This is a genomic window from Allobosea sp. (genome assembly GCF_030694325.1).
GTDB lineage: Bacteria > Pseudomonadota > Alphaproteobacteria > Rhizobiales > Beijerinckiaceae > Allobosea.
This window is the reverse complement of the sequence record NZ_JAUXYO010000201.1, coordinates 24431-48769: the sequence shown is the minus strand read 5'-3', so window position 1 is coordinate 48769 and position 24339 is coordinate 24431. Positions and strand designations below refer to the sequence as shown.

28 protein-coding genes and 1 pseudogene are annotated in these 24339 nt (G+C 67.0%); 3 read left to right on the top strand and 26 right to left on the bottom strand.

The genetic code is table 11. The annotated features are described in order from the left end of the window. Positions 1-62 precede the first annotated feature (62 nt). Both Q8M82_RS13125 and Q8M82_RS13120 read right to left on the bottom strand, forming a co-directional pair. Positions 63-611 carry a YceD family protein gene (locus tag Q8M82_RS13125; protein ID WP_305691791.1) on the bottom strand — a complete coding sequence of 183 codons (549 nt, stop codon included), beginning with the start codon at positions 609-611 and terminating at the stop codon, positions 63-65. Then, positions 608-1147, bottom strand: a complete 540-nt coding sequence (locus tag Q8M82_RS13120) for a ubiquinol-cytochrome C chaperone family protein (protein WP_305691790.1) — start codon at positions 1145-1147, stop codon at positions 608-610. The genes Q8M82_RS13125 and Q8M82_RS13120 overlap by 4 nt, the downstream gene beginning before the upstream one ends. 142 nt (positions 1148-1289) lie before the next feature. Here Q8M82_RS13120 and Q8M82_RS13115 point away from each other — a divergent pair, with 142 nt between their 5' ends. Next, a complete protein-coding gene (locus tag Q8M82_RS13115; protein WP_305691789.1) occupies positions 1290-1784 on the top strand; it encodes an outer membrane protein assembly factor BamE in 495 nt (164 codons plus the stop codon). Positions 1785-1856: 72 nt separating this feature from the next. Here the strand turns inward: Q8M82_RS13115 and Q8M82_RS13110 are convergent, their stop codons facing one another. The 23 genes from Q8M82_RS13110 to Q8M82_RS13000 form a co-directional block, all read right to left on the bottom strand. Then, positions 1857-2786, bottom strand: coding sequence for a DMT family transporter (locus tag Q8M82_RS13110; protein WP_305691788.1), 930 nt, complete (start codon positions 2784-2786; stop codon positions 1857-1859). Positions 2787-2946: 160 nt separating this feature from the next. Beyond that, positions 2947-3243 carry a type II toxin-antitoxin system RelE/ParE family toxin gene (locus tag Q8M82_RS13105; RefSeq protein ID WP_305691787.1) on the bottom strand — a complete coding sequence of 99 codons (297 nt, stop codon included), beginning with the start codon at positions 3241-3243 and terminating at the stop codon, positions 2947-2949. After that, positions 3240-3500, bottom strand: coding sequence for a type II toxin-antitoxin system ParD family antitoxin (locus Q8M82_RS13100; protein WP_305691786.1), 261 nt, complete (start codon positions 3498-3500; stop codon positions 3240-3242). The genes Q8M82_RS13105 and Q8M82_RS13100 overlap by 4 nt, the downstream gene beginning before the upstream one ends. 119 nt (positions 3501-3619) lie before the next feature. Further along, on the bottom strand, positions 3620-5776 hold the full coding sequence (locus Q8M82_RS13095; protein WP_305691785.1) for a sodium-translocating pyrophosphatase: 2157 nt from the start codon (positions 5774-5776) through the stop codon (positions 3620-3622). A 230-nt stretch (positions 5777-6006) separates the two neighbouring features. Then, positions 6007-6807, bottom strand: coding sequence for a (S)-ureidoglycine aminohydrolase (gene allE / locus Q8M82_RS13090; protein ID WP_305691784.1), 801 nt, complete (start codon positions 6805-6807; stop codon positions 6007-6009). 36 nt (positions 6808-6843) lie between these two features. After that, positions 6844-8049: an MFS transporter gene (locus tag Q8M82_RS13085; RefSeq protein ID WP_305691783.1), complete on the bottom strand. Its 1206-nt coding sequence runs from the start codon at positions 8047-8049 to the stop codon at positions 6844-6846. Positions 8050-8087: 38 nt separating this feature from the next. After that, on the bottom strand, positions 8088-9074 hold the full coding sequence (gene thiL / locus Q8M82_RS13080) for a thiamine-phosphate kinase (protein WP_305691807.1): 987 nt from the start codon (positions 9072-9074) through the stop codon (positions 8088-8090). A 4-nt stretch (positions 9075-9078) separates the two neighbouring features. Then, positions 9079-9294, bottom strand: coding sequence for a DUF2283 domain-containing protein (locus Q8M82_RS13075; protein ID WP_305691782.1), 216 nt, complete (start codon positions 9292-9294; stop codon positions 9079-9081). Next, positions 9291-9560: a DUF4258 domain-containing protein gene (locus Q8M82_RS13070; RefSeq protein WP_305691781.1), complete on the bottom strand. Its 270-nt coding sequence runs from the start codon at positions 9558-9560 to the stop codon at positions 9291-9293. Before Q8M82_RS13070 ends, Q8M82_RS13075 begins: the two co-directional genes overlap by 4 nt. A gap of 1 nt (position 9561) precedes the next feature. Next, on the bottom strand, positions 9562-10044 hold the full coding sequence (gene nusB, locus Q8M82_RS13065; RefSeq protein WP_305691780.1) for a transcription antitermination factor NusB: 483 nt from the start codon (positions 10042-10044) through the stop codon (positions 9562-9564). Further along, entirely contained in the window at positions 10041-10550 is a 510-nt protein-coding gene (ribH, locus tag Q8M82_RS13060; protein WP_305691779.1) for a 6,7-dimethyl-8-ribityllumazine synthase, read from the bottom strand. The genes nusB and ribH overlap by 4 nt, the downstream gene beginning before the upstream one ends. 35 nt (positions 10551-10585) lie before the next feature. Continuing rightward, positions 10586-11233, bottom strand: coding sequence for a riboflavin synthase (locus Q8M82_RS13055; RefSeq protein WP_305691778.1), 648 nt, complete (start codon positions 11231-11233; stop codon positions 10586-10588). Further along, positions 11233-12378 carry a bifunctional diaminohydroxyphosphoribosylaminopyrimidine deaminase/5-amino-6-(5-phosphoribosylamino)uracil reductase RibD gene (gene ribD / locus Q8M82_RS13050; RefSeq protein ID WP_305691777.1) on the bottom strand — a complete coding sequence of 382 codons (1146 nt, stop codon included), beginning with the start codon at positions 12376-12378 and terminating at the stop codon, positions 11233-11235. Before ribD ends, Q8M82_RS13055 begins: the two co-directional genes overlap by 1 nt. Further along, the gene (nrdR, locus tag Q8M82_RS13045; RefSeq protein WP_305691776.1) at positions 12371-12865 is read right to left on the bottom strand and encodes a transcriptional regulator NrdR; all 495 of its coding nucleotides are present in this window, start codon (positions 12863-12865) and stop codon (positions 12371-12373) included. The genes ribD and nrdR overlap by 8 nt, the downstream gene beginning before the upstream one ends. A gap of 7 nt (positions 12866-12872) precedes the next feature. Next, positions 12873-13193, bottom strand: a complete 321-nt coding sequence (locus Q8M82_RS13040; RefSeq protein ID WP_305691775.1) for a PIN domain-containing protein — start codon at positions 13191-13193, stop codon at positions 12873-12875. A gap of 145 nt (positions 13194-13338) precedes the next feature. Further along, positions 13339-13581 carry a hypothetical protein gene (locus Q8M82_RS13035; protein WP_305691774.1) on the bottom strand — a complete coding sequence of 81 codons (243 nt, stop codon included), beginning with the start codon at positions 13579-13581 and terminating at the stop codon, positions 13339-13341. Positions 13582-13656: 75 nt separating this feature from the next. Beyond that, entirely contained in the window at positions 13657-14958 is a 1302-nt protein-coding gene (gene glyA, locus Q8M82_RS13030) for a serine hydroxymethyltransferase (RefSeq protein ID WP_305691773.1), read from the bottom strand. 375 nt (positions 14959-15333) lie between these two features. Further along, positions 15334-15687 (bottom strand): hypothetical protein, encoded by a 354-nt coding sequence (locus Q8M82_RS13025; protein ID WP_305691772.1) that lies wholly within the window; start codon positions 15685-15687, stop codon positions 15334-15336. 8 nt (positions 15688-15695) lie between these two features. Then, a complete protein-coding gene (locus Q8M82_RS13020; RefSeq protein WP_305691771.1) occupies positions 15696-16835 on the bottom strand; it encodes an RNA-dependent RNA polymerase family protein in 1140 nt (379 codons plus the stop codon). Between the two features lie 259 nt (positions 16836-17094). Beyond that, a complete protein-coding gene (locus tag Q8M82_RS13015; protein WP_305691770.1) occupies positions 17095-18327 on the bottom strand; it encodes a L,D-transpeptidase family protein in 1233 nt (410 codons plus the stop codon). A gap of 273 nt (positions 18328-18600) precedes the next feature. Continuing rightward, a complete protein-coding gene (ldtR, locus tag Q8M82_RS13010) occupies positions 18601-19113 on the bottom strand; it encodes a transcriptional regulator LdtR (protein WP_305680877.1) in 513 nt (170 codons plus the stop codon). A gap of 203 nt (positions 19114-19316) precedes the next feature. Next, entirely contained in the window at positions 19317-19766 is a 450-nt protein-coding gene (locus Q8M82_RS13005; protein WP_305691769.1) for a DUF6163 family protein, read from the bottom strand. Then, a complete protein-coding gene (locus tag Q8M82_RS13000; RefSeq protein WP_305691768.1) occupies positions 19766-20821 on the bottom strand; it encodes an enoyl-CoA hydratase/isomerase family protein in 1056 nt (351 codons plus the stop codon). The genes Q8M82_RS13005 and Q8M82_RS13000 overlap by 1 nt, the downstream gene beginning before the upstream one ends. Positions 20822-21044: 223 nt before the next feature. On the opposite strand from Q8M82_RS13000, the pseudogene hemB reads away from it, so the two are divergent. Continuing rightward, positions 21045-22043, top strand: a pseudogene (gene hemB, locus Q8M82_RS12995) (porphobilinogen synthase). A 40-nt stretch (positions 22044-22083) separates the two neighbouring features. Here hemB and Q8M82_RS12990 read toward each other — a convergent pair. Then, entirely contained in the window at positions 22084-22818 is a 735-nt protein-coding gene (locus Q8M82_RS12990; RefSeq protein ID WP_305691767.1) for a class I SAM-dependent methyltransferase, read from the bottom strand. A 155-nt stretch (positions 22819-22973) separates the two neighbouring features. Between Q8M82_RS12990 and Q8M82_RS12985 the strand changes: the two genes are divergently transcribed. Continuing rightward, positions 22974-24293 carry a branched-chain amino acid ABC transporter permease gene (locus Q8M82_RS12985; protein ID WP_305691766.1) on the top strand — a complete coding sequence of 440 codons (1320 nt, stop codon included), beginning with the start codon at positions 22974-22976 and terminating at the stop codon, positions 24291-24293. Positions 24294-24339: the final 46 nt, after the last annotated feature.

The window sequence follows — 24339 nt, the reverse complement described above, 5'->3', positions numbered from 1 at the left end:
ATGCGGGCGGGACAATAGCGACTTGGGCGCCCGCCGCAAGCCGCCAGCGATCGGGAACGGCGTCAGCTGTCCCGCTTGAGGCGCGCCAGCTTGGCGAAGGGCGATTCCGGCGGCTCCTCCGGCGCGGGTTCGGCGAAGACGGCACCCGGCTTGCGGGGATAGGGGTCGAGCGCCAGCGCCAGGAATTCGAGCGTCACGGCACCGAGATCGATCGTGCCGTCGACGATCGGCTCGGGCGGGTCGGCCTCGTTGAGCCTGACCTCGACATCGATCTCCGCCTCGTCCTTGTCGCCCTTGCGCCGCGGACCCTCGGGCTCCTGCGGCGCGAAATCGAGGCTCATCGGCACGGTCAGCGTCACCGGAAAGGCATCGAGCGTCACGGTACAGGTCTGGTGGAACGCCGCGGCGATCTCGCCTTCCAGCTTCACGCGCTCGCCATTGCGGGCGAGCACGTAGCGCGCCTCCAGCGATTCGAGCGAGGGCAAACCGAGCAGATCGGCGATGCCGGTCCGCTCGGCCGGCTCGGCCTGCACGGCCACGCGGGTGCCGCGCATCTTGATGTCGTCGACATGGATCGGCCGGGTCATGGGCGAAGCGGCTTGCGGGGTCATCGCGCGGGTCCCTGCTGCGCCGCCGGAAACAGGGCGGTCTCGTTCAGGAGCCCGTCGAGATCGAGCCCGGCCAGGCGCTGCTGCACGCGCCGCGCATAATCGGAAAGCGCGGTCGCGGCTTCGGGCGCGTCGGGCGTGACATTGCGGCGCAGGGCCTCGGCGAGGTCGCCCGTCACGGTCGAGACCAGGGCGGCCTCATAGGCCTGCACGCGTCCGTAGAACATCTGGCCGATCTTCTTCATCCGCTTGGGCACGGCGATGTCGCTGACGCCGCCATTGCGGACCCCCAGTTCGAGATAGGCGAAGTTCGCGTCGACCAGATCCTGCGCGACCTCGTCGGCGGGCGGCGGCAATTCGCGCAGGCGCCGCATCACCAGAAAGACGTGAAGCGTGAGCGATTCGAAACGCCCCTCGAAGCTGTCGGCGATGCCGCCTTCGAGATAGAAGGCGGGCTGCCGCGACGCCTCGACGATGCGCGCGAAGACGGCATCGACCGGCGCCTGCCGCTTCTCGCGCTTTGCGAACAATCCGAACATGGGGTCAGCACTCTCCGGCCTGCGGCGGGCGAAACGTCCTCGCCTTGCCAAAGCCATCCTCGGGCGTTACGCCAACCTCGACCCGTTTGACAAGCGGCGCGGGCCCCGGCCCATCGCCGCAGCGCCACTGGATACCCTCCGCATGAACGCCGTCTCCCGCCGCACAGCCCTCCTCGGCCTCCTCGCGACGACGTCGCTGGCTCTCGCGGCCTGCGGTCCCACGGCCGGCGGCTTCAAGCTCGCGACCTCGTCGGGCATGAACGAGGAGTTCAAGCGCGGCTTCGTCGCCGACGAGGCGCTGATCTCGCAGATCAGGGTCGGCATGGACGTGCAGCAGGTGCTGTCGATCCTCGGCACGCCCTCGACGACATCGACGGTCGGCAACCGGACCTTCTACTACATCAGCCAGACGGTCTATCGCCGCTTCCAGTTCCAGGAACTGACGGTCGTCGACCAGACCGTGCTGGTGATCTATTTCAACAAGGGCTTCAAGGTCGAGCGCATCGCCAATTACGGCCTGCAGGACGGCGTGATCTTCGACTTCATCAGCCGCACCACCGCCACCGGCGGCGAGGAGCAGAGCTTCCTGCGCAACCTCTTCCGCGGCGTGACGCGCTTCAACCCGCTGGGGTCGTGACCGTTTTCCATCGGGGCTGACCAAATCAAACCCGCGGCCTGTGCCGCGGGTTTTTTGGTGGCCCGCATTGGCTCAGCGGCCCTCGACCCGCTTGCGCGCCGGCAGCGTCATGGCGAGGACGCCGAAGACGATCAGGACGAGGCCTAACCAGGCCGTCGGCGCCAGGCTCTCGCCGAGGAAGACCATGCCGATCAGTACACCGATCGGCACCCGCAGATAGGCGACCGAGGTGGTCGCGACGGAGCCCAGCCGCGCGATCAGGCGGAAATAGATCACGAAGGCGAGCGCGGTCGAAAAGACCGACAGCGCCAGCAGAGCCTGGATCGAGGCTGCGGAGGGCGCCAGGGTCCAGGGCCTATCGACGACGAGGCTGAGCGGGATCAGGAGCGCCGCCCCGCAGATCAGCGACCCGGCGGCCGGCATGATCGGGTCCTGCCCCTTGAAGTGGCGCCCGAACAGCGCCGCGCCGCCATAGCAGAGGCTGGCCGCGACGAGCGCGAGCTGGGCTGCGAGATCGGTCCCCCATCCGGCGATCGCCTCGGCGCCGACGATCAGCAGGGTTCCCGCCAGGCCCGCTGCGATGCCGGCGAGCCTGATCGGCGACAGCCGCTCGCCGGTGCCGGCCAGCAGGCCAAGGACCACGACGAAGATCGGACTGGTCGAGCTCAGGATCGTCGCCAGCCCCGCCTCGATGCTGCGCTCGGCCCAGGCGATCAGCGTGAAGGGCAGGACGCTGTTGAGGCCGGCCTGGACGAGAAAAAGCCGCCAGGTTCCAAGGTCTCGCGGCAGCCGCAGGCCGCGCCAGCGGATCACTGCGAGGAGGATCGCCCCCGCCAGCAGCGTGCGTGCCGCGATCAGCGTCACCGGCGGGATCGTCTCCACGCCGACCCTGATGAAGCTGTAGGAGCCGCCCCAGAGCGTGGCGAGGACGAGCAGAAGGGCGAGATCGGTGAAACGCCCTGCCCCGGATGGGGGCGCGGCGGCGGTGGCGGGTGGGGTCATGAGGGTCTCCTGTGATGGAGACGTCATGCCCGCCGGCGCTGGTGATGGCTTGCAGGAACGCTACGGGGGCGGCGGTAGCGTCGGGAGCGGTCGAGCGGCTGCTCGACCTCCGGAACTCGGCCTTCCCTATTCGATCGCGATCCGTCTTTGGCGGCCCTTGTCAAAGCTCATCGACGATCCTGCCGACGTCACCCGCGGCATGGATCACCCGCAGAACCTCGACCGTGCTCTCTCTGACCCGATAGAACACGAGGTAGTCGGCATAAGGAGCGCGCCGGATCTCGCGATCGGCCCGATGTGTCAGAAGGGGATAACGCTCAGGCTGCGCGAGCAGGGTGGCGCAAAAGCCTTCCAGAGCCGCGACGAAACGCAGAGCCTGCCGACGGCTGTCTCGCGCGATGTAATCGCCAACCTCGTGGAGGTCGCGCCGCGCCGCCGCCGTGAAGGCAAGTTTCATCCCTCGCTCGGCGCTTCTTCACTGTAGCGAGCGCGCAGTTCGGCGAAAACATCGTCTCCAGCCAACATCCGTCCGGCTTGCGCATCGGCTAGCCCGGCGTCGAGCATCAGGTCGAGCGCCTGAAGCCGCTTTTCACGCTCTTCGACCAAGCGAACCCCCTCCCGCAAGATCTCGCTTTTGGAGTTGTAGCGTCCTGATGCCACCAGCGTTTCGAGGAGGTGTTCCAGGCGAGTCCCGAGATCAGCACTGACAGCCATCCGCATGCCTCCATGAGCCATTTCCATATCTATTATTAAACAATCAAGGCTGCCCCGCCATTGGAAAACCCCGCGGATCGCTCCGCGGGGTCGATGGCCGTGACAACGCGGGCTTGAACTCAGCTGTGAGCCAGGATCGCCAGCAGCAGCAGCGCGATGATGTTGGTGATCTTGATCGCCGGGTTCACGGCTGGGCCCGCCGTGTCCTTGTAGGGGTCGCCGACGGTGTCGCCGGTGACCGAGGCCTTATGCGCCTCGGAGCCCTTCAGGTGGCGCACCCCGTCCTTGTCGACGAAGCCGTCCTCGAAGGACTTCTTGGCATTGTCCCAGGCGCCGCCGCCCGCGGTCATCGAGATCGCGACGAAGATGCCGGTGACGATCACGCCCATCAGCATGGCGCCGACGGCCGCAAAGGCCTGGTTCTTTCCGGCGATGGCGTTGATCGCGAAGAAGGTCACGATCGGCGCGAGCACCGGCAGCAGCGAGGGCACGATCATCTCCTTGATCGCGGCCTTGGTCAGCAGGTCGACGGCGCGCGCATAATCGGGCCGCTCGGTGCCGTCCATGATGCCCGGCTTCTCCTTGAACTGGCGCCGGACCTCCTCGACGACGGAGCCCGCCGCGCGCCCCACCGCCGTCATGCCCATGCCGGCGAAGAGGAAGGGGATCAGGCCGCCCAGCAGCAGGCCGACGACGACATAGGGGTTGGACAGCGAGAAATCGACGACCACGCCCTTGAAGTACTGGAACGAGGTCGAACCCGCCTTGTTGGCCTCCGCCACGAAGAAGTTGAGGTCGGAGGTATAGGCCGCGAAGAGCACGAGCGCGCCAAGGCCCGCCGAGCCGATCGCATAACCCTTGGTGATCGCCTTGGTGGTGTTGCCGACGGCGTCGAGCGCGTCGGTGGAGTGGCGGACCTCCTTGGGCAGGCCGGCCATCTCGGCGATGCCGCCGGCATTGTCGGTGACGGGGCCGAAGGCGTCGAGCGCCACGACGACGCCCGCCAGCGCCAGCATCGCCGTGGTGGCGATGGCGATGCCGAAGAGACCGGCGAGGCCATAGGAGACGATGATGCCGGCGATGATTACGATCGTCGGCAGCGCGGTCGATTCCAGCGAGACCGCGAGGCCCTGGATGACGTTGGTGCCATGGCCGGTGACCGAGGCCTGGGCGATCGAGACCACCGGGCGCTTGCCGGTGCCGGTGTAGTATTCGGTGATCACGACGATCAGCAGCGTGACGGCGAGACCGACCAAAGCGCAGGCGAAGAGCCCGCCCGAGGTGAAGGTGACGCCCTGAACCGTTGTGAAGGACGCCGCAAAGCCGCCGAACATCAGATAGTTGACCGCCGCGATCGCGCCGATCGAGAGCACGCCTGCGGCGATGAAGCCCTTGTAGAGCGCGCCCATGATCGACTGGTTGGCGCCGAGCTTGACGAAGAAGGTGCCGATGATCGAGGTCACGATGCAGGCCGCACCGATCGCCATCGGGTAGAGCATCATCGTGCCGAGCGTGGCCTGACCCGCGAAGAAGATCGCGGCCAGCACCATCGTCGCGACCAGCGTCACCGCATAGGTCTCGAACAAATCGGCCGCCATGCCGGCGCAGTCGCCGACATTGTCGCCAACGTTGTCGGCGATGGTCGCCGGGTTGCGCGGATCGTCCTCGGGAATGCCGGCCTCGACCTTGCCGACGAGATCGGCGCCGACATCGGCGCCCTTGGTGAAGATGCCGCCGCCGAGACGGGCGAAGATCGAGATCAGCGAGGCGCCTAGGCCGAGCGCCACGAGCGAATCGATGACAACGCGGCTCGAGGGCGAGAAGCCCAGCATCGAGGTCAGGATGCCGTAATAGACGGCGACGCCGAGCAGAGCGAGGCCCGCGACCAGCATGCCGGTGACGGCGCCGGCCTTGAAGGCGACGTCGAGCCCCTCGCCGAGCGACTGCATGGCGGCCTGGGCGGTGCGGACATTGGCGCGCACCGAGACGTTCATGCCGATGAAGCCGGCCATGCCGGACAGCACGGCACCGATCAGGAAGCCGACCGCGACCCACTGCCCCAGCAGATAGGCGAGCGCGACGAAGAGCACGACGCCGACCATGCCGATGGTGATGTATTGCCGCTTGAGATAGGCCTGCGCCCCCTCGGCGACCGCCGCCGCGATCTCCTGCATGCGCTGGTTGCCGGCATCGCGCTTCATGACGTCGGCATAGGCCCAGACGCCATAGGCGATCGATAATGCACTTAAGACGATGATGATAAGCAGGGCTGACATTCGGTTTCCTGACCTTGAGCTTCCGACCGAGAGGGAGCGCTGTCGCTCCTCATTTGCCGCTTTGGACGCCAGGCACAGGAAATGCGGGCCGAAAGACTAGTCGGCCCGCTTCGCGTCGCCAGTGTCGGGCGAATTTGTGGCAAGTTTCGCAAGGAAGCGCAAACGCGATGACGCATGAGAGCCGCGCTTTGCCGGCCGGAGGTGAGGCTACCGGGAGTGGCCCGCTCGCCTCAGAGCGCCAGGTCGCGATTGACGTTCTTGTAGAGCAGATAGCAGGCGTCGTCGAAGCCGGTCGGATAGAATTGCTGCGGGCAGTAGCCGCCCATCCAGATGAAATCCTGCGCCCAGATCTCGTGCCAGTCGCGGCCGAGGAAATAGAGCCCCTGCCCTTCCAGCATGTAGAGACCGTGCTCCATCACATGGGTCTCGACATCGGGAAAACAGGTTCCCGGCTTGAACCACATCAGGTTCATCTCGAAATCGAAGCGCAGATCGCCATAGGGCAGCAGGAACTGGAAGCCGCGCCCCTCCATGCCGGTGTGGTTGGTCACCGGGACCGCGTCCTGGTGGGACAGGATCGGCTCGGGCACGGCGAGCCCCGGAGCGGGCTCGTAGCGCTTGCGCAGGGCCAGCACGCGGGCCGGCGCTGCGCTCTCGTTGCGCAGGCTGAAGGCCGTGCCGGGCGGCAGATAGGCGAAGCTGCCCTTCCCGAACGCAACCGGCGCGCCGTCCCCGACGGCGAAGGCGGCCTCGCCGGAGAGCCCGTAATAGAAGTGCTGGATGCCCTCTTCGGCGAAAGGGGTACGCGTCCCGCCGCCCGGCTCGATCTCGAAGACATACTGCGCAAACGCGGCCCCCAGCACAGGCGCGGCGAGAACGCGCACGACCGTCTTCTCCAGATGCGGCAGTCGGCTGACGAGAACGCCTTCGGGCGGCATGAAGGCGTAGTTGCGCGCCACCACGCCGCGGTTGTGCCCGATGGCGCCGACGGGCGGCCGTCCGGGTGTGTGCGGGAACTGATGAGGGCGCATCGGCAGTCTCCTGTGGTTCGTCGGCTCCGGCCTGGATCAGACCGGCTGCGCCCGGCGGCCCGAGGCCTGCCAGGCAACGAGCGCCATCGCGACCGCCACAGGCGGAAACACCAGCCAGTTGACGCTCTCCCAACCGCCAGCATGGAGCAGCCCGCCCGAGGAGAAGGAGGCGATGGCGACCGAGCCGAAGACGAGGAAGTCGTTGGCGGCCTGGACCTTCACCCGCTCCTCTGGCCGGTAGCAGTCGGTCACCAGCGCGGTCGCGCCGATGAAGCCGAAGTTCCAGCCGACCCCGAGCACGACCAGCGCGATCCAGAAATGCGCGACGCTGAGGCCCGTGAGCCCAATCACGGCGGCGAGCGCGGTGAGCAGCAGGCCTGCCACCGTCACCTGCGCCTTGCCGAAGCGCGCGATCAGACGCCCGGTGAAGAAGCTCGGCCCGAACATCGCCAGCACATGCCACTGGATGCCGAGCGCGGCATCGCCGACCGAATGGCCACAGCCGACCATCGCAAGCGGCGCCGCCGTCATGACGAAGCTCATCAGGCCATAGGCCACGAGCGCCGCCGTCACCGAGGCGATGAATTTCGGCTGGCGCATGATCTCGCCCAGCGGCCGGCCGCCGCTCGCCTTGACCTGCGCCACCGGCGGGGCGCGCAGCTGCAGGATGACGAGCATGGCGATCAGGGCAAGCGCGGCCTGGGCCAGGAAGCTGGCGGCAAAGGGAGCGGCCGGCGTGAGATCACGCGTCCAATAGACCGATTGCGGACCGATGACGCCGGCTGCGATGCCGCCGATCATGACCCAGGAGATGGCGCGCGGGCGGAAGCTCTCTGTCGCGGCATCGGCGGCGGCGAAGCGGTAGCTCTGGACGAAGGCGCCATAGAGCCCGCAGGCGAAGGTGCCCAAGCAGAACAGCCAGAACAGTCGCGTGCTGGCGCCGGCAGCGGCGACACTCGCGGCAGTCGCTCCGATCAGCGCGCCGATGAGATAGCCGTTGCGGCGGCCGTGGCGGCGCATCAGCATGGCGGCGGGGATGACACCGACGGCGATGCCGAGTTGCATCAGGCTGACCGGCACGGTGGCGAAGGTCTGATCGGAGACGAGTTGCGAGCCGACGATGCCGCCGAGCGAGATGACGATCGAGGGGCTGGCGCCGCCGAGCGCCTGGGCGCAGGCTAGAACGACCGAGTTGCGCTTGGCGAGCGCGTCTGCGTCAGCGACCGGAACATGCTGATTCATGGCTCTGCCGTCCCCGCGAAGGCGGCTGGAGGCCGACTTCAGAAATGAGCGAAGGAGCCGGCGGCGAAATGGCGCGCGCTGCCCTTCTCGCGATATTGTATGGCCCCGGCCGTCCCGGTCACCACGCCGATCGCCGTCAGCGGGATGCCGGCAGCCGCGGCCGCCGCGACCAGAGCAGGATATTCTCCCTGCGAAGCCGTGCAGAGAATTTCGTAGTCGTCTCCGCCGGTCCAGGCCAGTTCCGCCAGCGCAGGATCGGCCATGATCGCAGCGCGCGCCGCCTCCGACAGGGGCACGGCGTCGAGATCGACCTCGGCGCCCAACCCGGAGGCCTTCAGCAGCTTGGCGAGGTCGCCCACCAGGCCATCCGAGACATCCATGGCAGCCGAGGCGTGAGCCTGGAGCGCGGCGGCGAGACCCAGGCGCGGCTGCGGATGGAGATAGCGATCGGCGAGGAAGCCGCGATCGGAGGATGAGAGCCTTTCGACCCAGGGCGGCGCGGCGGGGCCATGAACCTTCAGCCCGAGCGCGCCGTCGCCGATCGTCCCCGAGACGGCAAGCAGATCTCCCGGCTTCGCGCCGGAGCGCAGCACCATGCGGCCGGCCGGAATGCTGCCGAACGCGGTGATCGAGAGCGTCAGCGGGCCAGGCGTCGAGACGGTATCGCCGCCGACCAGCGGGCAGGCTCCCTCGTCGGCGGCCTGCTTCAGCCCGGCGGCGAAGGCGGCGAGCCAGCTTTCGGTCCAGCCTTTCGGCAAAGCGAGCGCCAGGATGAAGCCTTCGGGCTTCGCGCCCTTGGCCGCGAGATCGGAGAGGTTCACCGCCAGCGCCTTGCGCGCGATGGAGCCAGGCGGGTCATCGGGGAAGAAGTGCACGCCGGCGACCAGCGCATCGGCGGTGACGACGATCTCGTAGCCCCGCGCCGGCCGCAGCAGCCCGGCATCGTCGATCAGCCCGAGCCCGCCCGGCCCGGCGATCGGGGCGAAATAGCGGGCGATCAGCTCAAATTCGCCGGGGCGTTCCAGACCGCTACTCCGCCGCTTCCGACCGAGCGAAATGCATGCGGCCACCAGCCACGGTCCGTCGGACGTCGAGCAGTTCGATTCCGACCACCCCGCCGTCCTCTGCAAAGTCGATCACGATGCCTGGGGCAACCTCTTCCGACCGCGCGATCCGGCCCTCGCCAACCCGCAGATAGGCTGCGTCGGCTTCGGGATCGTAAGTGGTGGCGATGTCGCGCCTCATGGCGTGCGGCGTCCCCGGTTGCGGTCGGGCGTGACCGTGATCACACGGATCAAGTCTGTCTCGGCAACATAGACGATCCGCAGCATGCGGTCATCAAATTCGCGAATGCGGCCCCAGCATCGACGCCGACCATCGCCAGAGGGATCAGGCTCATCGATCAGAGGAGCATCAAGAATGGCCTCGACCCAACTCGTCGGAATACGGCGTTCGCGCAGCCGTTCACGCGTATGGATCGTGTAGACGATGCCCCGCCCCGATCTCACCATCTCACGCCGCGGGCGCGTCGAACTCGTCGGAACGGAAGTCGCGCGCGAGCTTGTCGAGCACGGCGTTGACCATGCCGATCTCCTCGCCTTCATAGAAGGCGCGGGCGACCGCAACATATTCGGAGATCACGGCGCGGGCCGGCACGTCCTTGCGGAAGGCGAGTTCATAAGCGCCGGCGCGGAAGATCGCCCGGACCACCGCCTCGATCCGCTTCAGCGGCCAGCCGGAGGCCAGCGCCTCGTCCACCGAGCGGTCGACCAGGCGCTGCTCGCGCACGACGCCGCCGAGCAGGTCGCGGAAGAAGGCGATCTCGGCCTTGGGCAACTCGATGTCCTCGACCAGCTTGCCGATCCAGAAGGCCTCGAACTCGGCCATGGCCTCGACCACGCCGCGGCCGCCGATCTCCATCTCGTAGAGCGCCTGCACGACCGAGAGCCGCGCGCCGCGGCGCATCTCGGCGCGGTTCGAGTCCGGCTTGCTCATGAGGATTGCTCCCCGAGCGAGCGCTTGTAGCGCAGGACCGACAGCGCCGCTTCCGCCGCGCCACCGCCCTTGTCCATCTCGGACCGGTTAGCGCGCGCCCAGGCCTGCGCCTCGTTCTCGACGGTGAGGATGCCATTGCCCAGCGGCAGCGCGAAGGCGACCGAGAGGTCCATCAGCGCGCGCGAGCTCTCGCCGGCGACGATGTCGTAATGGCCGGTCTCGCCGCGGATCACGGTGCCGAGCGCGACCACCGCCTCGTAAGGGTCTACCGCCTCGTCGGCGGCGCGCAGACCGATGACAATGGCGGAGGGAATTTCCAGCGCGCCGGGAACGGTGACGACATCGACGCGGCAGCCCGCCTCGTCGAGCACGGCGAGCGCGCCTGCCAGCAGTTCGTCGGCCAGCGTGTCGTAGAAGCGCGCCTCGACCACGAGAACGCGGGCGCCGTCGAGATCGACGGCCGAAGTTGCGGCCGGTGCGGCCGAGGATTGCCGGGGTCCGGCCATGGTTCTTGTCCTATTCGAAATGATGAGGCCGCTGGTTAGACCTCCGCACGCGCCTCTGCAAGCCGCGCGGCATAGCGCGCCATCAGATCGACCTCGACATGGACGGGATCGCCCGCCTTGCGCTGCCCCCAGGTGGTGACCGCGAAGGAATGCGGGATCAGCAGCACGGTGAAGACGTCGTCCTCGACCGTGTTGACGGTCAGCGAGGTGCCGTCGAGGCAGATCGAGCCCTTGGCGGCGATGAAGCGCGCCAGCCCCTGCGGCGCGCGGATGTGGAAGCGGGCCGTCGCGCCCCAGGGCTCGTCCGGATCCGGCGCGATCGGCTCGATCGTCAGGATCTGGCCGACGCCGTCGACATGGCCGGTGACGAGATGGCCCCCGAGTTCGTCGCCGACCTTGAGCGAGCGCTCGAGATTGATCGCGCTGCCGACCTTCCATTGGCCGACCAGCGTCTTGGCCAGGGTCTCGGCGGCGGCCTCGACCTGGAAGACGCAGCCGGGCTCGCCATCGCTGCGCGGCCGCAGCGCCGTCACCGTGAGGCAGACGCCGGCGCAGGCGATCGAGGCGCCGATCTCGATGCCATCGGCCTGATAGGGGCAGGCGATGGCGAGCCGCTTCAGGCTCGGGCCCTTGCGCTCGCTCTCGACGACGGTGCCGATGGCAGTGACGATGCCGGTGAACATCAGCCTGTCCTCACGAAATGCTCGAAACGGTCGTGGCCGATCAGGCCGGTCTCCGCAAGGCGGTAGAGATCGGGGTCGGCCAGCGCCGCTGCAAGGCCCGGACGCACGGCGACGACGCCGGGCTGGCCGAGCGCACTCGGAGAGGTGGAGACCACGACCTCGTCCAGCAGCCCGGCGACGGCCAGTTTCTCCGCCACGGTCGGTCCGCCTTCGGAAAAGACGCGGGTGATGCCGCGCGTGCCGAGCAGGGTGAGCGCCTCTGTGAGATCGAGATGGCCCTGCGCGTCGGCGGAGACGCGCATCACCTCGACCCCTGCGGCGACGAGCGCTCGCTCGCGCTCGACGGGCGCCGTCTCGGAGGCCATGACCCAGACGGGTACTTCGGCCGCGGTCTGCACCAGTTTCGACGCCACAGGCAGCCGCAACTGCGAATCCAGCACGACGCGCACCGGCGAGCGTGCCGCCATGCCGGGCAGGCGCACGGTCAGTTGCGGGTCGTCCGCCAGAACAGAGCCGATTCCCAGCATGATCGCATCATGATGGGCGCGCTGGAGATGGACCCAGCCATTGGCCGCCGGGCAGGACACGGCCAGCCGAGAACCGCCCGGCCCGCCGGCATAGCCATCCCCCGTACGAGCGATCTTGAAGGTCACCATCGGCCGCCCTTTCGTCACGCGCAGGACATGGCCGCGATGGGCGCGCTGCGCCTGCGCTTCCAACACGCCGGTGGTGACCTCGATGCCGGCCGTGCGCAGCAAAGCGAAGCCCAGCCCCTGGAAGCGCGGATTGGGGTCGGCCATGGCAGCCACGACGCGGCGGACACCGGCGAGGATCGTGCGCTCGACGCAAGGGGTCGCGGCGCGGATGGTGCGGTGGGAGCAGGGTTCCAGCGTGACATAGAGCGTGCCGCCGGCAGCGGCATTGGGGCCGGCGCGGTCGAAGGTGTTGGCCTCGCCATGCGGCCGGCCGCCTGGCTGGGTGTGGCCGCGCGCGACGATGACCGGCCCGTCGGCAGTCTCCTGCGTCACCAGCGCGCCGACGCAGGGGTTCGGCCAGGTCGTGCCCTGTCCGCGCGCCCCGAACGCCAGCGCCTGTCTCATGAAGTCGCGGTCGATTGCGGCGCGGTCCGCCGTCGCCTCAGCCATCGGTCCGGGTCGGGGGGGCGGCCTCGTCCGCCTCCTCGTCGCTGCTCAGCTGGCCGAGGATCGCCTCGAAATCGCGGGCCTCGCGGAAATTTTTGTAGACCGAGGCGAAGCGGACATAGGCGACGTCATCGAGCGCCTTCAGCCCCTCCATCACCAGTTCGCCGATGGCGGAACTCGCGATCTCGCCCTCCCCCGAGCTTTCGAGCTGGCGCACGATGCCGTTGACCATGCGCTCGATCCGTTCGGGCGCTACGGCGCGCTTGCGCAGCGCCACCTCGATCGAGGTCTGCAGCTTGTCGCGGTCGAAGACCGTGCGCCGTCCCGAGCGCTTGACCACCGTCAGCTCGCGCAACTGCACCCGCTCGAAGGTGGTGAAGCGGCCGCCGCAATCGGGGCAGACGCGGCGGCGGCGGATGGCGGCGGAATCGTCCGTCGGGCGCGAATCCTTCACCTGCGTGTCGAGGGAGCCGCAATAGGGACAGCGCATGGTGGGCTCAGGGTTGCGCAGCGGAGGCACCGGCCTCCGTGCTCAGGGCAGCGGCGAGATTGGCACTGGACCAGGACGGCCAGCCCGTTCCCGCAAAGTCGCGGTCATGCGACCAGATGTCGGCGTCGAAGGTCCAGGCGAGCGCGAGAATGTGGGCGTCCTTGACGCTGCCGTTCCGAGAGGCGGGGGCGTTACGGAGAGCGTCTGCTGCCGGCACCAGCGACAAGTGATAACGCGCTTCCGCTGGGACCTCGATCAGACGCAGCACGATTCTCGCGTCATGTTCTGCGTCTGGTGCCCGATCCCGCAGATGCCAGAGCACGGCCATCAACTCCGCAACGGAGTCCACCGAAAACAGCAGACGCCTGCGTGTTGCAATCTGGTCCCAGACCCCCGTAGCCTGAAGCCCAAAACCATCGACAGCACGATGTTGGTGTCAACGACCAGAGCAGCCGAGGGTTGGCGGCCGATGGTCACTGTTCGCGCGCGTCGAGGAACTGCTCTAGCCAAGCCTTCGTGTCCGGGCTCAGCTGGGCATGATGCGCCTCGATTTGATCAAGGACGCGCTTCCATGCCTCAGGGTCGGGCTCCCTCAGTGGCGTCAGAAAGGCGACAGTTTCCCCGTCGCTCTGTATCGGAACAGCATGCGGCAGCGCCTTGATGGTCGCCGCCGACATCTTCTGCAGCTCTCGCATCGTCACGGCTTGCTTCTGCATACCGACCTCCAGCACCAACCTGTATGTAATGCTGTAGGGCAGCTCATTCAAGCCGCTGATGTGTCAGATCGCTCCTCAATAGATCGGGAAGCGCCCCGTCAGCTCATGCGCCTTGGCCTTGACCGCCTGCTCGGTCGCCGCATTGCCCTCCTCGCCATTGGCTGCGAGCCCGTCCAGCACCTCGGCAATCAGCTCGCCGACCTTCTTGAACTCGGCGACACCGAAGCCGCGCGAGGTCGCGGCGGGCGTGCCCAGCCTAATGCCCGAGGTGACCATCGGCTTCTCGGGATCGAAGGGGATGCCGTTCTTGTTGCAGGTGATGTGGGCGCGGCCGAGCGCGATCTCGGCCGCCTTGCCGGTCACCTTCTTGGAGCGCAGGTCGACGAGCATCAGGTGGTTGTCGGTGCCGCCGGTGACGAGATCGAAGCCCTTGGTCTTGAGCGTGTCGGCGAGCGCCCTGGCGTTCTCGACGACGGCGCGGGCGTAGATCTTGAACTCCGGCTGCAGCGCCTCCTGGAAGGCGACCGCCTTGGCGGCGATGACATGCATCAAGGGCCCGCCCTGGATGCCCGGGAAGATCGCCGAGTTAAACTTCTTCGCCAGCGCCTCGTCATTGGTCAGGATCATGCCGCCGCGCGGGCCGCGCAGGGTCTTGTGCGTGGTCGTGGTCGCGACATGGGCGTGCGGGAACGGCGAGGGATGGGCGCCGCCCGCGACGAGGCCGGCGAAATGCGCCATGTCGACGAAGAGCCAGGCGCCGACCTCGTCGGCGATGGCGCGGAAGCGGGCGAAGTCCCAGTGCCGGGCATAGGCCGAACCACCCGCGACGATGACCTTGGGCTTGTGCTCGCGGGCGAGCCGCTCCAGCGCGTCATAGTCGATGAGCTGGTCGACGACGCAGACGCCGTAGGAGACGACGTTGAACCATTTGCCGGACTGGTTGACCGGCGCGCCATGGGTCAGGTGCCCGCCGGCGGCGAGGTCGAGGCCCATGAAGGTGTCGCCCGGCTGCATCAGGGCCATGAACACGGCCTGGTTGGCCTGGCTGCCGGAATTGGGCTGCACGTTGGCGAAGCCGCAGCCGAAGAGCCGGCAGGCGCGCTCGATCGCCAGCTTCTCGGCGATGTCGACGAACTGGCAGCCGCCATAATAACGCCGGCCCGGATAGCCTTCGGCGTATTTGTTGGTCATCACCGACCCTTGAGCCTCGAGCACGGCGCGGGAGACGATGTTCTCCGAGGCGATCAGCTCGATCTCGTCGCGCTGGCGGCCGAGCTCGAGCTCGATGGCGCGGGCGATCTCGGGGTCGGCATCGGCCAGCGAGGCGCCGAAGAACGAGTTCGACAGGTGCTTTTCGGCGGCGGCGTCATGGCTCATGGCGAGGCTCCCTCGGCGCTGGATCGTCGCACGGCCCGGACCGGAGGCCCATGCGGTAGAATCGGGTCTGCGGAATCCGCGCACGATCCCGCCATCGGCGGTCCCGTAGCATCCGCACGCCCCCTTTCCAAGCGGGAAGCGGGCGACATGAGCGCGCGGGCGAACAGGCGGGCAGCGTGACGAAACGAGACGTCGTCGGTGTGACGGAACGCACGGCCCCGCCGCCAACGGCCGAGCCCGCTTGACGGCTCTGGGCGCGCTTCAGCTGTCACGATCGACAATGGGGAGGCCGCCATGCCCGAGCCGATCAAGCTGAGGGCCAGAAGCGCCGGGGTGCGCTGAGGGTCGCCGGGCGGCGTCCGGCGCAGATGCATCTCATTGCTTCTGAAGTATAGTAGCGATTAGCTTGTTCATTGAAGAGCCGTTGGCAAAATAATCGAGCAGGTAATTTCTAGCTTGCTTGTCCATACGGCGCGATCCAACTGCCGACGCCCATGCTAGCCAGTCGGATCTGCCCTCACGAAGGAACGTCTCACGCATCTCTGGCAAACCATAGCGAAGGTCCGGAATTTCTAGGATCTTGGCGCGGGATATGTCGGTCGCGCTTTCATGCCTGAACAGGGCGTGTACGAGATCAGGCGCCACTGCTGTGTCCAGCAGATAACTCTCCAGCATCATACCGAACCAAAATAACTGAAATTCACCTACGTGTTTACCGGCCCCGGTCACATCCAGTATTATGCGCGCAACAGCCTCTTTGTCCGCAGCTTCACTACATAATCCAAAAAATTCTTGGCAAGGTGAGGGAAACCACTAGCAAACAATCTAAGATGTTGTTCAATTTTTGCTACATGATCGCGCATCACAACCATAATGAGCTCTGCGTCCTCCTCGCTAAGATTCCCCGCATTCAGCAGAGATAGGATGAATTCTAGCTCATCATCATCGAGCTCGAAGCTTCCATCAGCCTCGTCGGTGACTTCGTTGTCAATCTCGTAGTAATGTGAAATGATTATCTGCCGCCGCCGCTGTAGCAACCTCTTCTTCAGTTCGCCCAACTGGTCATCCACCTCGTCAGTCTGAGGCATGCCTGCGTTGCGGGTCTTGCTGGCGTTGACTGAAAGGCCCTTGAGTCCCAGCAACCTCTGCGCATGCGAAAAGTCAGAGGATAGCGCGTTCAGATCGTTGCCGAACAAATACACATCGTCCATGAAGCGTACAATCCGCTCGGCGCGGATCGTCGAAGATTCTTCTAAGAAACGAAGGAAATCGTTCCCAATCATTTTTGCTGGATAAAGGCCTTGCGGCAGGCAGTCGAGTGATCGCCCAGCATTGATTTCCCGGAGAAATTTACCAAACGCCACTGAATCGGATGGGTCGTCTGGACCTAAAGCTGCAAACCACGCATGCAGGTCATGATGATAAAGACCGTTGAAATATGATGAGACGTCGAAATAACAAAACTCCTCAGTCCGGAATATACCGTCTGCTACCGCAGATTTAAAGTCGGCGTAGCTTTTAGATGGAGATATCGGACGACCATGCTCAAATCGATAGCCAAAATGCTGGCGCTCAATGCGGTGCGGTTTTCGAAATTTGTTCCGGTTCTTGTGAACGATGTGATAGAAATAAAACTCTGCTACCGGATCGAGTTTGACAGTGCGCCGTAAGTGCAAGGGATCCTTATTCGCGTACACCCGACGTTGAGGCAAAAAGGTACCTCTGCCGGCAATCAGACCTTCGGCAAACGCCAAAAGCTCTGCATTTCCCTGCTCAACAAGTATCTTGTTGGTAGTCAGCGGGAACAGAGTACGAGGAAGATCCTCTAAGAAGAAATCTGCGGCGCTAAATGGCTTCTGGTCAGATTGGCCGGGCACCAGCTACTCCACCGACCCTAATATCCACACAGATCGCTGCAAAGGGTTACCGCTCATACGCTTACGAGCCGCATCAGACCATATTCTCGCCGCGCCGATTAGTCCACTAGCCTGCCCTGCGCACTTATGCAGAAGAGCCTGTTTTTAAGCAGGCCCAGAGTGGCACCAACTAACCATTAGACCAGGCGCCCCTCCCCCCAAAGAAAAAGCCCGCCGTCTCCGGCGGGTTTCCTCGTCTCGCTCGGCTCGTAAAAGCCGCTCAGATGTCCTGCTCGCCCTGCAGCGCGGCGACGGGGGCCGGGCCCAGCCCGTCCTTGTTGTAGATGTCGTCGCGGAACTGGACGCCGCCGTCGGGCGTCGCCCAGGCGGTGACGTAGACCCAGTGGCACGGCACCGGCGTGGCGAGGCGCGCATTGATGCGCTCGCCCGAGGCGATGACCTGGTCGATCTTGGCGCGGTCCCAGCCGGGAGTCTCCTTGAGCAGCCAGGCGATGTAGTCGCGCACGTTCTGGACGCGGATGCAGCCCGAGGAGACGAAGCGGAAATCGTCGCCGAAGATGCCCTTGGCCGGCGTGTCGTGCATGTAGACGCCGTGCGGGCTGGGAATGTTGATGCGCACGAAGCCGAGCGAGTTGAACTCGCCGCCGGGATCCTGCCGGAAGGTGTAGCGGGTCGCCTCGTCCGAGTTCCAGTTCACCCGTTCTGGGGCGATCTCGCCGCTGGGGCCGATGATGCGGATCTTGTTCTCGGTCAGGTAGTTCGGCTCCTTGCGCATCTTCGGGATCAGATCCTTGCGGATGATCGAAGCGGGCACGGTCCAGGTCGGATTGAAGTTGACCTCGGGAATGCGGGTCGAGAGCAGCGGCGACTGGCGGTCGATCTTGCCGACGCCGGCGGCGTGGCGGGTCGCGACATGGCCGTTCTCGACCGTCTCCACCATGGCTGCGGGAATGTTGGCGACGACGTAGCGGTTGCCGAGATTGCCGGACCAGGTGCGCAGGCGGATGACGTTGGTCTCGAGCTGGCGGATGCGGCGGTCGATCGGCACGTTCAGCGCCGCGATGGTCGCCCGGTTGATCGCACCGGTGGTCGAGAGGCCGACACGGGCCTGGAAGTTGCGCACGCCCGCCTCGACATAGGAATCGTAGACGTTGCTGGTGCCGGCATTGGCGTCGAGATCGCCGGTGATGATCAGGCGCTGGCGCAGGGCCACCACGCCCGGGCCGCGCGAACCGACCGCCATGCGCTCGGCGAGCTGCACCGTCGGCCAGCCGCCGCGCGCGGCGAGGTCGCGATAAGCGGCGATGGCCGCTTCCGTCGCCTGGAGCGATTCCGGCGAGAGCATCGGCGTATGCGAGCGGGCCACCGCGTTGCGGGCGCCGGCATCATAGTTCTGGCGCCACTCCGCCTGCTGGGCGAAGGCCGGCACGGCCGTGGTCGCGGCGGCGCCCGAAAGCAGCGCCAGAACGGTCTCGCGGCGGGTCAGGCTCATCGTCGGCATCTCGTCCCTCTCGAACTCGGTCAACCTGCGCGGGGCCGGCATCGGCCCGTGGGCCGCCCGCCATGCGGGAGCCTCATAGCGGGCGAAGCTGCCGTAACACAATTAACGAGGCGTGATGAGCGCGGCGAATTTAGGGCATGGCCGCATCCGGCAACAGTCGGGGCGCGGACGTGGCACCGCGGCAACGCGACGCCGCCCCCGGCCGGAGGCGGGAGCGGCGACGGCGCGCGACAGGTGCGGCAGCGGGAGCGATCCCGCCCCGTTTCAGAGCTTGTAGCGGATCTGGTCGGTCCAGAAGCGCTCCAGGCGCAGCAGGGCGTTGTTCATGCGCTCGAAATCGTCGGCCGCGATGCCGCCGATCTGCTCGACCGTGCGGACATGCTTGTCGTAGACGCCCTTCACGAGATTGTGCACTTCGGCGCCCTTCTCGGTCAGGCTGATGCGCACCGAGCGGCGGTCGATCCGCGAGCGGGCATGGTGGAGATAGCCGAGCTCGACCAGCTTCTTGACGTTGTAGGAGACGTTCGAGCCGAGATAGTAGCCGCGGGTGCGCAGCTCGCTGGCTGACAGCTCGGCATCGCCGATATTGTAGAGCAGCAGGGCCTGCACGCTGTTGACGTCGTCGCGGCCGCGCCGCTCGAACTCGTCCTTGATGACGTCGAGGAGGCGGCGATGCAGCCGCTCGACCAGCGTGAGGGACTCGAGGTAGAGGGGCTTCACCTTCAGGTCAGCCTCTTCAGACCTTTCGACGACCGAAGTCTTGACGCTCGCTTTCATGGTATATCCCGCCTGTTGACCGTCGGTCAGGATTGATCTCCCGATCCGCTTCTGAGAAACACCATAGGCGGGCCGGATGAAAACGAGTTTAAATATCAGGATGAATCAGGGATTTACCCCTTTGGGTGAATGCAAGGTGAAGCCGGAAAGGCTTAAGCTAAAGCGTTAGTTACCGTGACTCGCCGCTGTCGAACGGTCCGGCCTCAGGCGCTTTCGTTTTCGGCGGCCCAGGTCGCGACGAAATAAGCCAGGATCGCGCAGACATACGCCCCCGCCAACCAGAGCGTCATCGGCAGCATTCGCGGGAAGAAGAAGGCCAGGAGCAGATGGCTGATCGCGGCCAGCAGCCAGAGCACACCACCCCAGGTCGATGTCAGCCAGAGCCCCACTGCCGCCACGAGATCGATCACCGCGAAATAGACGGTGATGGCCTGGAAGCTCAGCAGGCGGTTCTCGAAGGGCGGCTGCGTCTCGCCCCAGACACCGAAGATCACGCCCCAGGCGAGCAGCCCCTTGGCGAGCCACAGCACGGACAGGATGCGCAGCATCCAGACCAGCACCGTGCGCCAGCGCGTCGAGGCCGCGGCTGCGCCGCCGGCGGTCATCTCGTCGCTGCGCTGGCCGCGCAGAACCTCGCCGTCCCCGCCGGGCATCAGGAGGCCAGCTCCAGCTCGGCGGCGCCCAGCGGGGCGAAATAAGCCTCGATCTGCGCGGGATCGACCGCGTCGAGCGAGGCCGGTCGCCAGTGCGGCGCATGGTCCTTGTCGATCACCACGGCGCGCACGCCCTCGTAGAAGTCGTGACCATGGGCGATGCGCGAGACGATGCGAAACTCGGTCCTCATCGCCTCGGCGAAATCGAGGTCAGCGCCGCGGCGCATCTGCTCGAAGGCGATGGCGACGCTGGTCGGCGACTTCACCGCGAGCGTCTGACGCAGCTTGGAGGCGAATGCGCTGCCCGTGGCGGCGGCGTCGTCGAGACGGGCGAGAATCGCCGGCAGCGTCGGCGCACTGAAGCAGTGGGCGATCGTCTCGCGCTCGCCGGCGAGTTTCGGCGGGCCGGGATCATGGCTGAAAGCGGCCAGGATGTCGTCCAGCGCCCCGCGACGGGTCAGGGCGTCGGTCAGCTCGGCCATCCGTGCGCTCGGAACCGCATGGGTCACGAGCCCGAAGGCCAGCGCGTCGGCTGCCCCCACACGGTCGCCCGTCAGGGCGAGATAGATGCCGGCTGCGCCGGCCAAGCGCGGCAGCGCGTGCGTCGCCCCGACATCGGGAAAGAAGCCGATGCCGACCTCGGGCATGGCGAAGAGATAGCGCTCGCCCGCGATGCGGTGGCTGCCATGCAGGGAGATGCCGACACCGCCGCCCATGACGATGCCGTCGATCAGCGCGAGATAGGGCTTGGGATAGCTCTGGATGCGGGCGTTGAGGATGTATTCCTCGCCCCAGAACGCCAGCATCTCGTCATGGCGGCCGGCCTTGCCGAGATCGTGCAGGGTGCGGATGTCGCCGCCGGCGCAGAAGGCCTTCTCGCTCGTGCTGGTGACGACGATGCGATCGACCTCCGGGTCATGCTCCCAGGCGTCGAGTGCCCGGGCGAGTTCGCGGACCATCGGCAGGGTGAGCGCGTTGAGCGCCTTCGGCCGGTCGAGGATGACCATTCCCGCCGCGCCGCACCGCTCGCACAGGATCTCCGGGGTCTGCGACATGCGGTTGCGCTCCCTGCTGCGTCGGTCCCGGTTCTGGTCCGGGCCCGGGATGCTTGTCAACGCGCCCCCGGCCCGCGCCGGTTGCGAGGACAGGCTCTTTTTTGGAACCGTTCCGATGTGCTACGGTGTCGCTTCCGGCGCTGCCGGCATCACTCAGCCGACGGAGGCCTCATTGGACACCCGGAACGTGCGGCCCTTCCCGGCGCCGCAGTCTCGCCCGGACATGGCCCCCGCCCTCGGCCTGACCCGGCGCATGCGTCGCAACCGCAAGGCGGAATGGTCGCGGCGGCTGGTGCGCGAGACGCGGCTGACCACCGACGACCTGATCTGGCCGCTCTTCCTGATGGATTCGAGCGAGGCGCGCACGCCGGTCGCCTGGATGCCGGGCGTCGACCGGCTCAACATCGACGAGGCCGTACGCCAGGCCGCGCATGCGGCGTCGCTCGGCATTCCGGCGATCGCGCCCTTCCCCTTCGTCGACAAGGCACTGCGCGACCCGACCGGCTCGGAAGCGCTGAACGCGCGCAACCTGATGTGCCGGGCGGTGCGGGCGATCAAGACCGAGGTGCCGCAGATCGGCATCATCTGCGACGCGGCGCTCGACCCCTACACCTCCCATGGCCATGACGGCGTGATGGAGGGCGAGCGCATCCTCAACGACGCCAGCGTCCACATCCTCGTCCAGCAGGCGCTGGCGCTGGCCGATGCCGGGGCCGACGTGATCGCCCCCTCCGACATGATGGACGGGCGCGTCGGCGCGATTCGCGCCGCGCTCGATGCGTCGGGCCAGGAGGACGTGCAGATCATGGCCTATGCGGCGAAATACGCATCGGCCTTCTACGGCCCGTTCCGGGACGCGATCGGCACCAACGCCACGCTGGTCGGCGACAAGCGCACCTACCAGATGGACCCCTCCAATTCTGACGAGGCGATCGCCGAGGTCGGGCTCGATCTCGAGGAGGGCGCCGACATGGTCATGATCTAGCCCGGCCTGCCCTATCTCGACATCGTCGCGCGGGTGAAGGACCATTTCCGGGTGCCGACCTTCGCCTATCAGGTCTCGGGGGAGTACGCGATGATCATGGCGGCGGCCGGCAATGGCTGGCTCGACGGCGAGCGCGCGATGATGGAAAGCCTGACCGCCTTCAAGCGCGCCGGCGCCGACGGCGTGCTGACCTATTTCGCACCGCAGGCGGCACAGAAACTGAAGGCGGGGGCCTGACGCAGCGCCTCGCGCCGGCGTGGGCGGCAAGCGCGCCGCTTCAGGCGAGGCGATAGACCGAGACGTGCGAGCGCGACTCGGCGGTGAAGGGCTGTCGGGCCCAGTCCGCGTGCCGGGACTCCAGCACGAAGCCGGCGAGTTGGGCCATGAGATCGAGCTCCGCCGGCCAGATGTAGCGATGCGGCGTCCGGAAGACCTCGGCCGTCCGCCCCTCGCCCATCCTGACATGATGCGAGACGACCCGCTGGTGCAGCGTGTCGTAGGTATCGAGCCCGATATAGTCGGCCTCCGCCTGCCAGATCACGGCGTTCTGTCCCGGCGGCAGCTTGCGCAGTTCGGGCACCCAGAGTTCGACCACGAAGCAGCCATGTGGCCTGAGATGGCGCGCCGCATTGCGGAAGCACAGGACCTGCTCGGCCTGCGTGAGCAGGTTCGAGATCGTGTTGTAGACGAGATAGACGAGCGCGTACTCGCCGGGAACGATCGTCGAGGCCATGTCGCCCAGAGCCACCGGAATGGTCGCCTCGTCGGCCTTCTTGCGCAGCTCCACGATCATCGCGGGCGACGTTTCGATCCCGGCCACGGGGACATTGCGCCGGCTGAGCGGCACGGCGACGCGGCCCGTCCCGATCGCGAACTCGAGCGCGCGGCCTCCGCCCGCGAGCCGAGCGAGCGTCTCGACCGTCGGCTCCAGCACATCCGGCGAAAACATGCCGATTCCCGGCGTGTCGTAGGATCGGGCTGTGACGCTGTCCCAGATGTCGTCCCGATCCATGTGAGGCTCCCTTGCGGCTCCCCGCGATCCTCCCCCGCCCAAGACCGGAAAGCCACGCCATCCCGCCTGACGGGTGGACGACGATGATGGGCCGGGCGACCCGGCGTTTCAACGATGCCGTTCTCTTGCTAGCCTCGGCCGCGATGCGCCTCACCTTGCCCCTTCTGCTGGTTCTCGCGCTCGCCGCCTGCAGCGAGCGCTTCGACACCGACCAGCAGCGGCTCTGCCGCCAGGCGATCCCCGCCCTGAACGCGCCGGATACGCTGATCACCGTCGAGCGCACGGGAGCCGGCGCGCGCCCGCATATCCTGCGCATGATCTATCTGGCGGGCCCCCCGAAGGGACCGGTGCGCCGCCGCAGCATCGACTGCCTCTTCGCCGGCGAGGGCCAGGGCTTGCGGCTTGGTCGCCTGATCGGCATCGCATCCGACGGCCAGCCGATGAGCGACGCCAGCTTCTATCTGCTGCGCCGCTTCTATCTGGAAGACCGCGTCGATCCGCCGGTCGATCCCGGCGCGCCGCTGCCGCTCTGGCTGCCCGAGTTGCCGCCCGCCCTCGCCTATGGGCTGCAGCAAGGGCTCAGCGGCCTGCCCACGGCGGCGATCTACGCCCTGCTCGCCTGCGCCTATGCGCTGATCTACGGCCTGAGCGGGCGCATTCTCCTGAGCTTCGGCGAGTTCGCGGCGGTGGGCGCGACGGCCGCGGTGGTCGGGGCGGCCCTGTTCGTCTCCGTCGCGGCCTCGACGCCGGTCGCGGGGCTGATCGCGGCCTTCGTCGTCGCTATCCTCGTCGCAGCCCTGCACGGTTTCGCGATGGGGCGCTTCGTGCTGAGGCCCCTCGCCCGGGCCAGAGGCCAGGCGGTGCTGATCGCCACGCTGGGCCTCGCGCTGGCCCTCTCGGAATATCTGCGGCTGGCGCAGGGCACGGGGCTGCGCTGGCTGCCGCCCGTGCTGAACGAGCCGATGCCGCTGGCGCGCGCCGGCAGCTTCGTCGTGACCACGACGCCGCTGGGGCTGGGCGTGGCGGCAGCGGGGTTCGCGGCAACGCTGGGTCTCGTCCTGCTGATCGCGCGCTCGGCCTATGGCCGGCAATGGCGCGCGGTCGCGGACGATTCGCGCATCGCCACGCTGTTCGGTGTCGATCCGCGGGCCGTCCAGGATCGAGCGCTGATCCTGGCCTGCGCCGCGAGCGGCATGGCCGGGGTCATCGTCACGGCCGTCTATGGCGGGATGGGCTTCGCGGGGGGCTTTTCGTTGGGGCTGAAGGCGCTGGTCGGCGCGATCCTTGGCGGGATCGGCTCGCCGGCGGGCGCGGCGCTCGGCGGGCTTTGCATCGCCCTGTTCGAAGTGCTCTGGTCGGCGACGATGCCGCTCGAGCAGCGCGACATCGCCGTCTACGCCCTGCTCGCCGTGGTCCTGATCCTGCGTCCGGGCGGCTTCTTCGGCGATGGTGCGCTGGCGCCGCGGCCGGTCTGAACGCATTGCCTCTCCGCTCCTGCCCTCTCGCCCTTTCCAGAGACCG